Source organism: Nannocystis bainbridge (assembly GCF_028368995.1).
Taxonomy (GTDB): domain Bacteria; phylum Myxococcota_A; class Polyangia; order Nannocystales; family Nannocystaceae; genus Nannocystis; species Nannocystis bainbridge.
Map to the genome: position 1 here is coordinate 1574034 of NZ_JAQNDL010000001.1, position 14275 is coordinate 1588308.

The window sequence follows — 14275 nt, forward strand, 5'->3', positions numbered from 1 at the left end:
CGCCCGGTCACCCGGACGCGGCGCTCACAGGTCGACCGTCAGCCCGCTCGGCACCGTCAGCGGGACCAGGTGCGAGAAGTCGGGCCCGGCGGGGTCGCTGAGCGCATTCATGAAGTGCACCAGGTAGTCGAGCGTCCCCGAGCCGGAGACGCTGACGGTGGCCATCAGCGGGTCGACGCCCTCGGCGATGATCGCCGTCCGGTTCTCGAGGAACTGCGAGTGCATCGCCACCTCGTCGACGCTGTCGGTGATGTCGTAGTCGAGCAGCGCGTCGTCGGGGTCGCGGTAGTGGCGGATGAATTCCTTGATGTCGTTGTAGTGGCTCTGCCGGCCCCAGGGCCCGGTATGCATCACGTTGCGCAAGGGCGCGGTGCGCCACGCGTACTTGTCGTCCGGGTCGCCGGAGATCCGCATGCGCCCGAAGTCGTCGAGCCCGCCCGGGCCGTCGCCGCCGGGGACCGTGCCGCCCGGGCCGAACTGCGGCGCCAGGGTCTTGTGAAATTCCTCGTCCGTGAACGCGTTGCCCGAGTGGCACGAGGTGCAGTTGCCGCGGTCGCTGTCGAGGAAATGGCGGGCGCCGACCAGCTGGTTGTACGTGAGCGCGCTGTCGTCGCCCGGGACGAGCAGCCCGGTGGCAGGGTCGTAGCGGCCGACGAAGCGGTCCCACGGGGTGTCGTTGGCGAAGAAGGTGCGGAACTCGTAGGCCGCGATCGCGTTGCCGGCGTAGGCGAAATGCATGTCCTCGAAGTCGACGCCGGGGTAGGCCGCCTCGAACATGTCGACGTAGTCCGGGATCGCACCCAGGCGATCCATCATCATGCCCCAGGCGCAGACGACGAAATTGAGCGGCGGATTGTCGAGCGCACAATTGGTGGTGATGTCGTTCTCGTTGGGGTACCCGAGCATCTCCTGGTCCGTCACCTGCGGCATCATCGCCTGGCCGGCGGCGACCATCATGTCGGGGTCGAACGCGTCGTCCTGCCAGCTGAACGGAATGAACGGTCCGCCCAGCGGAATGACGTGGCCGGTGTTGTCGAGCGGGACCTTGTGGTCGACGGCCAGGCCGGTGGTCAGCTCGTGGAGGTTCCACAGCGGCTGGGTCGTGCGCCCGCCGACCACCGAGCCGACGCGGGACGGGCCGATGCCGACCCCACGGATGCCCCGATTCATCGTCAGGCTGTCGGTCGTGCCGAGCCGCGGGTGGTGGCAGGTCGAACACGACACGTCCATGTTGCCGCTCAAGATCTTGTCGTAGAACAGCGCCTCGCCGAGCTCCACCAGCTCGTCCGACGACGCCGGCGGCAGCGCGAGCGGCGTGATGCCGTTCTCCGCGATCAGCGTGCGGACCTGGTAGACGAGGTACCAGCGCGAGCCGAACGAGTTCAGCTCCCCGAGCTCCTCGGCCTCGCTCTCGGACTCCGACGCGGCGTCGCCGTCGTCGTCGTCGCGCAGGCCGAGCGGCTCGGCCAAGGGAGAATCGTCGCACGCGACCATGGGCATCATCGACAACCACAGAACCGCCCCGACACGATGCGCCCCGACACGATGCGCCACACTACGATGCTTCGACATGATACCCTCCAGGCAGGAGAAATGACCCGGGAACGGCTCCGCAGAGCCCCCGTACGTCGAGGTTCTTGTTTGTCCGGCACTCTGCCGTTTCCCTACGTCACATGCGTGTACCCCAGCTCTCGTCGCCGCGCGGGCACGTCGATCTCCCGCCCGTGCCACGAACCGTCGCACGAATGCCCCGCGGCCACTCCAAAAGCTGGATGATCATTTTGCACGAACGGTTGAGCTCGTCAAGGCGAGCGCCACGAATCATCATTTCTTTTTTGCCGAGTGTCCACAATGTACCCCTGTGGCCTTCACCCTCGCCCCACAGGCCTCGGGACGACCCGTAGCGCGAAGGCCCGCCGCCACGCGCCAGCGCTCACCGCCTCGCACCCGGTCGCCGCCGCGGCCACCCGGGAATCGCCGATCCGCCGCAGTTTCACCGTTATTCTCACCGTTAGTTTCCCCGCAATTCGGCCACACACCGCGGGCTTGGCGGCCTCCCCCCGCCCCTTTCGCTCGCAGATGCCTCCCGCGGCCCCCGGGTGAAGCCTCTGCGGTATCAGCCGTGATGCATGTCGCGTCCACTCGCCTTGACGCATGGTGGCAGGATCCGCGGTCTGCGCAGCAGATATCGCGGACGAGACTGGATTTTCGCTGCACCCGCAGCTGGGGTCATTCACGCGCCCCCCGGGCGCGAGATCGATGAATCGCCGCGGCGATTCCATTGCAGCGTCAACGACCCCGGCCGGGGCGAGGTGCCGCGATTTCCATTGCAGGGCCAACGAATCGCGCGACCGGCCCGCTCACCGCGGGTCTGCCAGCCCCTCGGTGACGTAGAAGAAGCCGATGCACATCTCGTCGGCGGTGCCGTAGCCCCAGGAGGTCGTCATGGTCCGGCCGGTGGTGTCGTAGGTGCAGTCGATCTGCAGGGTGTCGCCGGCGCGCACGTGCAGCGGCCGCTCGTAGAACGCGAACTGCTGCCAGTGGAATCGATAGTCGTTCACCTGCGCCAGGCAGGTGTCGCCGCCGGGGCCGCGGGCGGTGACGCGCAATTGTCGGCCGAGGTCGTGCATGTGCGGCCACACGCCCCACAGCGTGAAGTCCTCGTGAAGCTCGCGCGTGTCCGACTCGACCACCGCCGGCCGGCCCGGCGGCAGCTCGAGGTAGGCGTCCTCGACCCGCTTGACGGACGCCTCGTGGGCCACGCTGGCCGCCAACTGCAGGTCGATCGCGGTCTGGTCGGAGCCGGCGCCGTGGACCTGGTTGTAGTGCATCTGCAGCACCGCCTGGCGCCCGGCCGCCATGCGCAGCCCCGTGCCCTCCGGCAGCCGCCCGCCGGGGTCGCCCGGGCCGGTGCCCACCAGCCAGCGCGACGGCACCAGCGGGTCGCCGAAGCAGGTGTACCCGGGGCCGGCGTCGGCGGCGTCGAGCGCGGCGGCCTCGGCCTCGTCCTCGGCCGCGTCGAGCGCGTAGAGCGTCAGGTGATGCACCATCGACCGCCGGCCGAGGCGCACCGCGAAGGCGACCACGAACGCGTCGTGGTCGAGCTGTGGGTCGAGGATGAAGCAGCGGTAGACATCGTCCTCGCCGGGGTCGGGCGTGTACGGCTCCGGCATCGCCAGGGTCAGGTCGACGCGGTCCAGCTGCCACGCGGGCGCGGGCGCGGGCTCCGGGGCCACGGCTGGGCCCGCGGGCGCCCCCGCCTGGGCCCACGCGTCCAGGGTGGCGAGGTCGTCGTCGGCCAGCCAGCGCGCGCCGGCGAAGGTGTTGCACGCGCCGCTGTTGTCGAGGTTGAACGGCGGCATGCTGCGCCCGGCCGTGACCTCCGCGATCGCCCCGGCGTGCGGCGCGACCTCCTCGTAGGTGGTGAGCGGAAACGGCCCGATCCCGCCCTGCTGGTGGCACTCCACGCAATGGGCGGCGACGATCGGCGCGACGTCGCGGTGATACGTCGGCCCGCCGGCCGACAACCCGGTCGAGCATTGCACGAGCGCGGCGGACCCGACCGTGAGCGCCTGGAACAGCTGCATGCCCGCAAGCAAGCACGGACCGCCCGCGCCGCCCGATGCGACGCGCCAGGACGGGCCCACGTCGCCCACGAGCTCGCCGCGCCGATCGCCGCCGCGGCTGCGGGGCCGTCGCCGCGCCCGAATCATCGCACTCACGGCTGGCCGCCCGGCGCCGCGACTGCGGCCCGGCCGTCCGTGGCCGCCTGCCACGATTCCCCGCACCGCACGGCCTCCACCGGATCGACCGCCCGCCCGCTCCCACGATTCACGCCCGCGCCGCGTCGCGGGGCTTCATCGTGCTAGCCGCATCCCCACGCGATCTCGGCGCAGGTCAGCACGCGTCCGTCGCCCTCGGCCTCGCACACCCCGGCGTCCTCGCAGGCGGATGCGCCGTAGCTCGGATCGGTCCCGGGCGGCACGCAGCCGCACGTCGCGTCCTCGTCGCACGCAGCAGGCAGCGGCACGCACGTCGAGCAGCGGTCCGAACCGCCGACGATGCACAGCTGGGTGGCCGCATCGCAGTGACCGCCGTTGTCGCCGCAGGGGAACGAGCCGTCTTCCCCCGCGGTCACCGAATCCCCGCGGCCCTCCGGGCAGCCGACCAGCAACAAACACACCAGCCCTCGCAAGCGAAGCTCGAACATCATGACAGCGACGATACCCACGAGCCCCCGCCGCGGCAATGCGCCGCCCCCGCGCCCCTGCCCGGGAGCCGAACCGGACCGGCGTTCGGTGCGGCCCGCCGACCCCGGAGACGCGGTCATGCCCTTTGTGCCACGCGGTAAAGACCCCTCACGCTCCCACGGCGCCGGACATGTCCCTGAGTACAGGACCCAAAGGACAGCCGGTAACTCGCCAATTTAAAACAAGGGGATTCACTGCCGGAGCGTGCGCAGGCAGTGCTGCAGCGCGTCGCGCAGCTTGGCGCGGACCACGACGCGGGACAGATCGACGCCGAGGTCGACGATCGTCTGGGCGATCGTCGGGTGGATGCCGGTGAGGATGCCCTGCGCGCCGAGCAGCGCGATCGCCTCGATCATCTTGATGAGGTGGCTGGCGGTGCCCGTGTCGACCACCTCGACGCCGGTGAGGTCGAGGATGGCGAAGCGGGCCCGCGTGCGCGTCACCGCCTGCAGCAGCCCGTCCATGATGTCGGCGGTGCGGGCCGTGTCGATGAGGCCGACGATCGGCATCGTCAGGATCCCGTCCCACACCTCGATGATCGGCGTCGCCAGCTCGCGGATGACCGCCTGCTGGCGCTCGATGAGCTCGACCCGGCTGCGCGCGTCGAGCTCCGCCCGCTTCGTCTCGGTGATGTTGAGCGACACCCCGACCAGCCGCGCCCCGCTCGGGTTGTCCGCCACCGGGATGTAATGAGTGTCCCAGTAGAGCCCGTGCAGCTCGGCCGAGCGGGTGTGCGCCGGCTCGCCCGCGATCGCCCGCGCGATCAGCTCGCCGTTGCCCTGGGCCTTGTAGAGCTCGAAGATGTTCTTGCCGACCAGGAAATTGCGCGGCACCCCGGCCAGCTCGCTCGCCTTGCCGTCCTGGAACAGGAACTTACCGCGCTCGTCGACCGCCCACAGCGCGACCTCGAGGTTCTCCTTGATCGCCATCAGCATCGTCGAATCGAGCGCGGTCCGGGCCTGGGCCGCCTCGCGCGCGCTGACGTCGTGGCCGAACAGCCGCAGCCCGCCGCCGCGCAGCGCCTGCACCCACGCCTCGAGCGACCAGGCGGCGTCCGGCCGGCGGACCTGCCACACCTGGGGGCCCTCGCCGTCGCTCGCCAGCGTCGACCATTGCCCCTGGTCCAGCGGCAACACCTCGGCCAGCGGCCGGCCCACGGCGTCGTCCGCGGCTGTCCCGAAGACCAGCTCGGCCCGTCGGTTCCAGCCGGTCACCACCAGCCCCGCGTCGACCTCGATCACCACCAGCGGCGCCCCATGCAGCTCGTTCCCTGCTTCCACCCGCGGTGGTGTATCCGAGACCGGCGCCGCCGTCTTCCTTCCCCATTCGCCAGCCTCGCGCCGCCACGCGGCCCAGGGCGCGCCCAGGGGCCACGCAGCCCCTGAAAAGCCGCCCTGCGCGTCTCGCAGGGCGCCGATACGTCCTGTCTCCAGGGACACCTCGCGCATCGGCCCACGACGGGGAACACCCCACAGCTGCGACCCAGACACCCGGCGGCCCCGCTTGTGTCTCCAGGGACAGGCCCGATGTCGCGTCCTGGCCCCGATCTGCGACCTCGGGGCCGAAACAATCGGCCTGTCTCGCAGGACATGTCGCAACAGACAGCTGGTTCCGCCGCCGCCCGGCTCTCGACCTGCCTCGAAGGACATCATGACATGTCCCGAAGACCATGTAACGAGGCAGCCCGCGACCCGCACGCGATCACCGCCTGTCCCGAAGGCCATGTCCCTCGCCTCGCTTGACCGCCTCCGCTCACGCCGCCCGCCCCGGCCCGCCTGTGACCGGCGCCCGCCGGTCTGCTAGCCTGCGCCCGCCGCATGGACTGGACCGCCGAACAGACCGCGATCCTCGCCCACCCGCTCGACGCCCACGCGCTCGTGCACGCCGCGCCCGGCGCCGGCAAGACCACCACGCTCGTCGGGCGCGTCGCCCGCGTCGCCGCCCAGGTCGAGCCCGAGCGCATGCGCGTCGTCATGTTCAACAAAGCCATCCAGGAGACCTTCACGGCCCGCCTCGAAGCGGCCGGCGTCGTCGGCGTCAAGGTCACCACCTTCGACGCGCTCGGCCTCGAGGTGCTCGGCCGCGCCGACCGTCGCGGCCTGCTCACGCGCCCGCTCGAGGTCGCGGCCTTCGGCACGATCGAGTGGGCCCGCGCGGTCCACCGCCGGTTCGCCCGCAAGATCGAGTCGGCCGACGACATCGCCGCCGCCGTCGGCTTCTGGAAGGCCCACCTCGTCACCCCCAACCGCGCCGCCTGCGAGGCCGCGCCAGAGCTCGTCGAGGCTTACCAGGCGCTCGAGGACCTGCGCACCCGCGGCGGCCAGGCGCTGCAGGTCGATTTCCCCGACATGGTCTACACCGCGGTCGCGGTGCTGCGCCGCTACCCGCGGCTGCTCGGGCCGATCGATCACCTGCTGGTCGACGAGTTCCAGGACGTGAACCCGGCCCGCGTCGAGCTGCTGCGCCTGCTCATGCACGAGCGCACCACCCTCATGGCCGTGGGCGACGCCGATCAAGCCATTTATGAGTTCTCGGGCGCGCACCCGCGGTTCTTCCGCGAGTTCGCCAGCACCTTCCCGCACCGCCCGACTCGCACCTATCCGCTGGCACACAGCTTCCGCTTCGGCGAGACCATCGCCGCCGCCGCGCGGGCCCTCATCGGCCACAACGACGGCCGCTACCCGATCGAGGTCGTCGGCCGCGGCGCCCACCCGGGCCGGCTCGAGCGCACCGACGACATCCCCGGCACGATCGAGCGCCAGCTCGCCGCGGGCCACCCGGCGCCCGAGCTCGCGGTCCTCTACCGCGGCCGCGTCCAGGCCACCAGCGTGCTCGCCGAGCTGGCCGCGCGCCGGATCGGCATGGTCACCGACGACCTCGATTACGTCCGCAAGGGCCGCGGCCCCGAGCTCGCGCTGGCCTACCTCCGCTTCGCCACCAGCGACGCGCCGGTCGGCTTCGACGACGCCTGGCTGGTCGCCTTCGCCCCCGACCGCTACATCCGCAAGGAGGCGTTCGCCAGCCAGATCCTGCGGCTCGGCAGCAAGGGCCTGCGCGTGGTGCTCGGCAACAAGAAGGCCGCCCGCGAGGTCGACCAGCCGCACGGCGCGATCGAGACCATGAGCGCGCTGTCGGACCTGCTCGCGCGCATGGGAAAGTGCCGGACCGCCGGCGCCGCGCTCGACCTGCTGGTCGCCGAGACCGACATCGCCGGCCAGCTCGCCGGTCGCAAGCGCACCGAGGCCGAGCTCGAGCACGCCGTCGCCGGCTTCGAGGCCGTGCGCACCCTGCTCAAGGGCCTGAAGGTCGCCCCGGCCGAGGCCACGCGGGCGCTCGCCGAGCTCGACCCGCGCGCCGGCAAGCCGCGCGAGCAGTGCGTGTGGGTGTCGACGATCCACAAGGCCAAGGGCAAGGAGTGGCGCACCGTCCTGCTGCCGCGCCTGACCGAGGGCCTGTGCCCGGCCGACCGGCAGGACCAGGCCCTCGGCACCGTCGAATCGCCCGCCGGCGTCGACCAGAGCGACCCGCTCGAGCAGGAGCGGCGGATCTTCTACGTCGGCCTGACGCGCGCCAGCGAATGCGTGTACCTCGAGGTCACGCCGCAGGCCCCGAGCCGGTTCGTCGCCGAGCTCGGGCTCGCCAAGCCCGCGCTCGTCGCCCCGGCGAGCCGGCCCCGCGTGCGCAAGCCGGCCGCCGCCGCCACCAACACCCGCGCGTGGAAGCCGATCGAGGACGCCAAGCTGACGGCCACGCGTGACGCCGGCGAGGACCTCGACGAGCTCGCCGAGCAGCTCGGGCGCGGCCGCGAGGCCCTCGACGCCCGGCTCGAGATCCTCGACGCCATCCGCCAGCGGACCGAGGCGAGGCGGCGCCGCTTCGAGGAGGAGGAGGAGTGATCCTCGCGCCCCGGGCCGAGCGCCTCGCCCGCTCGCAGCGACCCACGACCGCGAGTGACACCTGCTGCCACGCGCCGCCCTTCGCCACGCGCACCCGGACGCGGGTCGCCGGCGCGGCCGCGATCGTCGCTTTCGAGTCGCTGCATTTCGCAGTCACGCCGCCCAGCGTGTAGCTGCCCGGCGCCGCCCTCGGCGACCCGCGGATCACCGCACAAAGGCGCAGGACCGACCGCCACACCCGCCGCAGGACGGGCTGGCCGGCCGGGGGCGCTGTCGGCCGTTGCCAGGGTGATGGCCGGATGTCACAATACTGCGATCGTCGTTCGGCGCGGCCCTTCGCGGCGCGCGGCGGTCATCGAATGGCTATTGTCTTGAAGGAGGTGGTGCGATGGCGAAGAAGAAAGATTGTGAATGTCCCGCTCCGTCGGAGCTGCGCGTCTTCCGGCTCGGCGCCGAGATGGGAGATCACCTGAACTACGTGGTGCCGGCGGGAAAGGTGCTGATCATCAATGCGTGGATGACCGGTATCATGAATTCGACCCTCGGCTACAAGATCCTGCGCAACAGCGAGGTCGTGGCGGAGCGTTCGCAGTACACGTCGTCGCAGGAGTCGGTCGCGCAGGTGTTCCCCACCGGGATCGCGTTCTTCGCGGGGGATACGTTCACCCTCGAGTCGTACTCCAGCAAGCCGACGTTCGCGTACGGGTACGAGCGCGACGCATGAGGCGGCGATTCATCACAGTACGTGGCGGATGAACGCGAACGCGTCGAGCCGGGCCCGTGCTTGCGGGCCCGCGCTGCTCCGGCCGTCGTGGCTGGTCGAGGAGCCGTCGCCACGAGCGTCTCCTCGCCACGGCGGAGCTTCGGCGGCGGTGAACGGAGAGTCGCTCGCGCCGAGCCCCGGCTGCGACCCAGGCTCCCCGCCGAGTGTCCGGGCTCCGCTGGCAGGACAGCGGTCGGGCTACGAACCGGCTGTCGTCGCCGGCCGCCCACGCCCGAGGGCGCTCCCGGCGACTCCGCACTGCCACGAACATCCCGCTCGCCCCGGCCGCGACGACCCGCGGCGCGCGGATGAATCGTCTCCGCCCGGGAAATACCCCGAGCGCCGGCATTGGTGAGTCCCTCGCGTCGCCGTCGGAGAGGGCCGGCGGCCTCGACCATACGCGCAGGAGCGCCGACGTCCGCGCCCAGGCCGACCCTCGCGTAAACCCTCGCGCGACCCGGCGCTCTCGCGTGAAGGATGCCGGGTCGCGGGATTGTCAAGGGTGAAAAAATATCGAGACCGAAGTTCACGAATCACACAACTACGGTCGCGGCCGCACACCGCCGGGTCTGCAGACGAGCGGGATTTTGCGGGCCACACCGCAGCATTGGCGGGACCCCGCCGGGGCCCGCTGCTGGCCCGCCACGCCACGTTCGAGCGCAAACGACCCGAGGGGGCTACGAACCCCGATATCTTCAATGGAAGGACCGCGACGTTTTTGTCGCGGTGATCGGTGTCACCGGTGCGTGCGATTGTTGCGGACCGTGCAGCGCCGGCCATCGTAACATCCCCGCGGACGCATTCCCTCATGCAAAAATACCATCTTGACCGTAACATCTCATTGCTCCTCGCCAACGTGCTCGTGATGACGCTGTCGGGATGCAACAATCCCTCGCAGAACGGCACCGACACCGACACCTCGACGGGGACCGAGACGGACGGCACGGACACCGACGCCACCGACACCAATTCGACGCCGTCGACCCAGACCGACACGCTGCCGACGAGCACCGAGCCGACGACCACCGAGACGGTCACGACCACCCCGACGAGCACCGAGCCGACGACCGGGCCGTCGACCGACACCGACACCACCGACACCGACACCACCGACACCGACACCACCGGTGAGCCGGCGATCGAGGTCGTGCGGGTGTGGGCCACCGCCAACCCGCCGCTGCTCGAGCAGGACCGCATCGTCGCCCTGACGCCGGCGCTCGACGCCGCCACCGCGACCCTCACCGTCGCCGGCGACGTCGTCAGCATCCAGAGCGTCGCGGTCACCCAGCAGGGCCACGCGATCATCAGCTACGACGCCCCGGGCGCGACCGGCGGCGTCATCATCAAGACCGACCTCGCCGACAGCCCCGTCGACGGCCCGCTCGGCCTCGGCGACCGCGTCATCCGCGGCCCGGCGACCGGGCTGCAGACCCCGAAGGGCGTCGAGGTCGGTCCCAACGCCACCTTCCTGGTCGCCGACACCACCGCCGCCTCGATCAAGATCTTCGAGTTCGCCGCTGACGGCGACATCGCCCCGATCGTCGAGATCACCGACCTCGGCAGCTCCGAGGCCATCTGGGACGTGCACTACATCGGCGGCAACACCGACACGCTGTACGCCGCCGGCACCAACGGCGAGGTCCAGGTCTACGAGGACTTCACCAACGCGATGGGCCAGGCCGGACCGGACCGCACGATCGTGCCGGTCGAGGGCGGCAACAAGGTCTCCGTCAACCTGCACGGCATCACCGTCGTCGGCAACAACCTGTTCCTCAGCGACGTCGGCGACCCGATGGAGGCGACCGACGGCCAGCTGTTCCGCATCGAGGACCCGGCCAACGCCGAGGGCGACGTCGAGGTGACGCAGCGCATCCAGGGCGGCGACCTCGGCAACCCGGTCGACCTCGAGGTCGGCGGCAATCCGAGCACCCTGTGGGTGGTCGAGAAGTCCAACGACAAGCTGCTGCGCTACCGGCCGCCGCTCCTCGGTCAGGACTTCGAGCTCGTCGACAGCATCGAGGTCATCAAGCCCGAGTCGGTCGCGCTGGCCACCAACAACCGCCTGATCCTCACCCGCAACCCGACCGGCCTCGACGGCGACGGCGTGCTCGAGGTCGAGGTCCCGCTCATCGGCGCCCCGGCGATCACCGCCACCATCGACCGCCTCGGCTCGATCACCTCGATCCAGAGCCTGGCCCTCCACAGCGGCGGCGACGGCTTCGTCGGCTTCGACGGCACCCCGGCCTCCGACGGCGCCGGCGTGTTCTCGGCCCCGGCCCTCGCGCAGGCTGAGGACGGCGCCACGGTCGACGCCATCGCCACGCGGATCTGGGGCTCTGCCACCGGCCTCGTCGCGCCCAAGGGCATGACGCTGAACGCCGCGGGCGACCGCCTGTTCGTCGCCGACCTCGGTGACTCGACCATCAAGGTGTTCGACGCCGCCACCTTCGGCGACGCCGAGCCGCTGTTCCAGTTCGCCGAGCTCGGCGGCGGCGCGGTGTGGGACATCGACTACGACGACGAGAACGACCGCCTGTTCGCCGCCGGCGTCGACGGCACCGTGCGGGTGTTCGACGCCGCCCTGACCGACGAGGGCACCAACGGCCCCGCGCGCACCTTCACGCCGGCCGACGACCAGGAGCAGGTCATCGGCGTCAACCTCCACGGCATCCAGTACGACCCGATCAGCAAGACCTTGATCCTCACCGATGTCGGTGACGCGATGTCCGACACCGACGGCGCCATCTTCCTGATCGCCGACGCCGACACCGCCGAGGGCAACGTCGTCGTCGCCGCCAGCATCTCGGGCGACCAGACCCACCTCGGCAACCCGGTCGACCTCGCCTTCGACGGCACGCACCTCTACGTGGCCGAGAAGGCCCAGTCGCGGGTGCTCCGCTACAGCGACATCCTCGGCTTCACCGGCGCCAACAACGTCGAAGAGGACGCGTTCATCGAGGTGACCAACGCCGAGTCGGTCCGCCTCGAGTTCGGCACGCCCTGAACCATCCCCGCTGACCCGCGGCGCCAGCCCGCCGCGGGCCGAAGCGCCGACCCGCGGCTGTCCGCGCGTCGGCGCTTTTCATGTGCGCCAATCACCTCACTGCGGCCGCTTGCGCCACACCTGCGGTGAATGGCCGGTCCAGCGCTTGAATGCGCGGTGGAACGCGCTCGGCTCGGAGAACCCCAGCAGATAGGCGACCTCGGAGATCGCCAGGCGGCGGTCGCCGAGGTAGCCGAGGGCCAGCTCGCAGCGCAGCTCGGCCAGCTGATCGCGGAAGCTGGTGCCCTCGGCCTGCAGCTGGCGGTTCAGCGTGCGCACCCCGATCGCCAGGCGGCGGGCGACCTGCTCGCAGGTCGGCACCCCGCCGCGCAGCTCCTGGCTCAGCGCCTGGCGCACCTGCGCCGTCAGGCCGGTGGCCGCGCGCTGGCGGGCCAGCACCTCGCTGGCGGCCCGCTCGAGCACGACCCGCAGGCGGGCGTCGGCGCCCGGCTGGCGCAGCTCGAGCGTCGCCCGCGTGAATCGCAGCACCGTCGCGTCGGCGCCGAAGCGCAGCGGGCAGGCGAACACGCGCCGGTACTCGCTCACGTGGGCCGGCTCGGGGTAGCCCAGGCGCATCTCGCTCGGGGCGAACCGCACCTGCGTGGTGACGCGAAAGCGCGTGAGCATGCAGGCGAGCGTGAACTCGATGGAGTACGGCGCGGCCGGCCCGAAGCTCGGCGGCAATTCGAGGCGCAGGCGGCCCTCGTCGGCGTCAGCCTCGAATTGCAGGCGAAAGTCGGCGCGCACGATGCGGAAGTAGCGGGCCAGCGCCGCGAGCCCCTCGCCGAGGGTCGGCGCCGCCCCGGCCACGTAGTCGACGACGTCGAAGTGCCCGAACGGGATGGCCTCGGCGGCGTGCAGCGCCAGCGCCGGGTCGCCGCTGCGCTGCAGCGCCTCGCGCCACAGCGTCGCGCGCACGGCCGGCCCCAGCCGCAGGTCGGCGTCGTCGGCCGCGCGCCGGTCGATGCCCACGTCGGCCAGCAATGCCTCGACGTCGACCCCGGCCAGCGCCGCGCCGACCAGCGGCGGACACACGGCGATGTTGAGCGGCACCTCGAAGGTCGGCGCCAGGGCGCGCAGGGCCGCCGGTTTGTCGGGAAGGGTCAATTCTTTGACGCCGACGGTCATCGAACGCTGGGCCGCGCCCGCCTACCGTAACAGCATGTCCAGGACCCATCCAGCCGAGCACCGGCCGCCCCGAGGCGCGCGCGCGTTCACCCTGGCGTTATCGCTCGCGGCCGCGGCTTGCAGCGTCGCCGACGCCCGCCCGCAGCCCGAGCCGGCCCCCGTGGCCCCGCAGCCCGTCGCGCCCCGCGAAAACCCGCTCGTCGGCCCCGAGTTCGTCAAGGGCCAGCAGACGCTCGCCGGTCGGATCGAGGAGCGGCTGGTCGCCGGCTCCTACGTCTATCTGGCGATCCGCGGCCAGGACGGCGCCACGCAGTGGGCCGCCGTCCTCGGCGCCGCGCCGGCCGTCGGCAGCGACGTCGCGCTCGTCAGCGTCGGCCGCCGCAGCGATTTCCATTCACCCCGGCTGCAGCGCGATTTCCCCGTCCTCCACTTCGCGGTCGTCCCCGAACCTCCCGCCTCGCATTGAAATCAGGAGCCTCCTCATGTCGATCTTTACCCATACTCCCTGCATCGCCCTCGCCCTCACCCTCGCCGCCTGCGCCAGCGAGCCCGCCGGGGACAGCACCACCGATTCCCCTGACACCGGCACCGACACCGATGATTCGACCGGCACCGGCGAACCGGCGTGCGTCGAGGACGACCTCATGCCCAGCCCGTTCGCCGGCCCCGGCTTCGACCCCGACAAGGGCGGCCTGCAGGAGCCGCTGCAGGACAGCTACGTGGCCAGCACCACCGTGCTGGTGCTCCGCCCGGAGAAGGCCCAGGAATTCGTCGAGACCGTGACCGCGATGATCCCGGTGCTGCTGGCCAACCCTGGCCTCGTCGGCTTCTCGACCGCGCAATCGATGAAGTGCGGCACGGCGCGGACCCTGGCGGTGTGGCGCGACGACGCGGCGATGATGAACTTCGTCGTCTCGGACGAGCACGTGGCCGGCATGACGCGCACGAGCGAGTTCAGCACCACCGGCACTGTCACCTCGTGGAAGGTCACACGCGCCGAGCTGCCGATCGCCTGGGACGTCGCCATGACCCGGGCCAGCGAAGCGACGCCCTCGTATTGATGGCAGACGCGCGCGCCCGAGGTCGTCGATTCACGCCCCATCGTGCCGCGGCATCGAGGTCGAGCCATCATGCGCGCCGCCTCGTCCCCGTGATCGAGGCGGCCTTCGACTCCACGACGTCGCTCGCCTCGCGT

Annotated in this window: 11 protein-coding genes; 6 read left to right on the forward strand and 5 right to left on the reverse strand. The window is 71.3% G+C overall.

The window, feature by feature from the left end:
• Positions 1-24 precede the first annotated feature (24 nt).
• The 4 genes from POL25_RS06140 to POL25_RS06155 all read right to left on the reverse strand — a co-directional run bounded on the left by POL25_RS06140 (position 25) and on the right by POL25_RS06155 (position 5530).
• Positions 25-1470 (reverse strand): cytochrome-c peroxidase, encoded by a 1446-nt coding sequence (locus POL25_RS06140; protein WP_272084940.1) that lies wholly within the window; start codon positions 1468-1470, stop codon positions 25-27.
• An 890-nt stretch (positions 1471-2360) separates the two neighbouring features.
• On the reverse strand, positions 2361-3587 hold the full coding sequence (locus tag POL25_RS06145) for a monooxygenase (RefSeq protein WP_272084942.1): 1227 nt from the start codon (positions 3585-3587) through the stop codon (positions 2361-2363).
• A 278-nt stretch (positions 3588-3865) separates the two neighbouring features.
• Positions 3866-4213, reverse strand: a complete 348-nt coding sequence (locus POL25_RS06150; RefSeq protein ID WP_272084943.1) for a hypothetical protein — start codon at positions 4211-4213, stop codon at positions 3866-3868.
• Between the two features lie 228 nt (positions 4214-4441).
• Positions 4442-5530, reverse strand: coding sequence for a PAS domain-containing protein (locus tag POL25_RS06155; RefSeq protein ID WP_272084945.1), 1089 nt, complete (start codon positions 5528-5530; stop codon positions 4442-4444).
• Between the two features lie 537 nt (positions 5531-6067).
• Here POL25_RS06155 and POL25_RS06160 point away from each other — a divergent pair.
• From POL25_RS06160 to POL25_RS06175, 4 genes are all read left to right on the forward strand, one after another.
• The gene (locus tag POL25_RS06160; RefSeq protein ID WP_272084948.1) at positions 6068-8146 is read left to right on the forward strand and encodes an ATP-dependent helicase; all 2079 of its coding nucleotides are present in this window, start codon (positions 6068-6070) and stop codon (positions 8144-8146) included.
• A complete protein-coding gene (locus tag POL25_RS06165) occupies positions 8143-8319 on the forward strand; it encodes a hypothetical protein (protein WP_272084949.1) in 177 nt (58 codons plus the stop codon). Before POL25_RS06160 ends, POL25_RS06165 begins: the two co-directional genes overlap by 4 nt.
• A gap of 215 nt (positions 8320-8534) precedes the next feature.
• Positions 8535-8870 carry a hypothetical protein gene (locus POL25_RS06170; RefSeq protein ID WP_272084950.1) on the forward strand — a complete coding sequence of 112 codons (336 nt, stop codon included), beginning with the start codon at positions 8535-8537 and terminating at the stop codon, positions 8868-8870.
• Positions 8871-9750: 880 nt separating this feature from the next.
• The gene (locus POL25_RS06175) at positions 9751-11913 is read left to right on the forward strand and encodes a YncE family protein (protein WP_272084952.1); all 2163 of its coding nucleotides are present in this window, start codon (positions 9751-9753) and stop codon (positions 11911-11913) included.
• A gap of 96 nt (positions 11914-12009) precedes the next feature.
• Here the strand turns inward: POL25_RS06175 and POL25_RS06180 are convergent, their stop codons facing one another.
• Entirely contained in the window at positions 12010-13059 is a 1050-nt protein-coding gene (locus POL25_RS06180; protein WP_272084954.1) for an AraC family transcriptional regulator, read from the reverse strand.
• Between the two features lie 55 nt (positions 13060-13114).
• Between POL25_RS06180 and POL25_RS06185 the strand changes: the two genes are divergently transcribed.
• Positions 13115-13546 (forward strand): hypothetical protein, encoded by a 432-nt coding sequence (locus POL25_RS06185; protein WP_272084955.1) that lies wholly within the window; start codon positions 13115-13117, stop codon positions 13544-13546.
• Positions 13547-13562: 16 nt separating this feature from the next.
• Positions 13563-14141, forward strand: coding sequence for an antibiotic biosynthesis monooxygenase family protein (locus POL25_RS06190; protein ID WP_272084956.1), 579 nt, complete (start codon positions 13563-13565; stop codon positions 14139-14141).
• Positions 14142-14275: the final 134 nt, after the last annotated feature.

Bases quoted from the DNA above. Each gene is read 5' to 3' on its own strand.
- POL25_RS06150 (WP_272084943.1), bottom strand. From the start codon at position 4,213: ATGATGTTCGAGCTTCGCTTGCGAGGGCTGGTGTGTTTGTTGCTGGTC.
- POL25_RS06160 (WP_272084948.1), top strand. From the start codon at position 6,068: ATGGACTGGACCGCCGAACAGACCGCGATCCTCGCCCACCCGCTCGAC.
- POL25_RS06190 (WP_272084956.1), top strand. From the start codon at position 13,563: ATGTCGATCTTTACCCATACTCCCTGCATCGCCCTCGCCCTCACCCTC.
- POL25_RS06170 (WP_272084950.1), top strand. From the start codon at position 8,535: ATGGCGAAGAAGAAAGATTGTGAATGTCCCGCTCCGTCGGAGCTGCGC.
- POL25_RS06185 (WP_272084955.1), top strand. From the start codon at position 13,115: ATGTCCAGGACCCATCCAGCCGAGCACCGGCCGCCCCGAGGCGCGCGC.
- POL25_RS06145 (WP_272084942.1), bottom strand. From the start codon at position 3,587: ATGCAGCTGTTCCAGGCGCTCACGGTCGGGTCCGCCGCGCTCGTGCAA.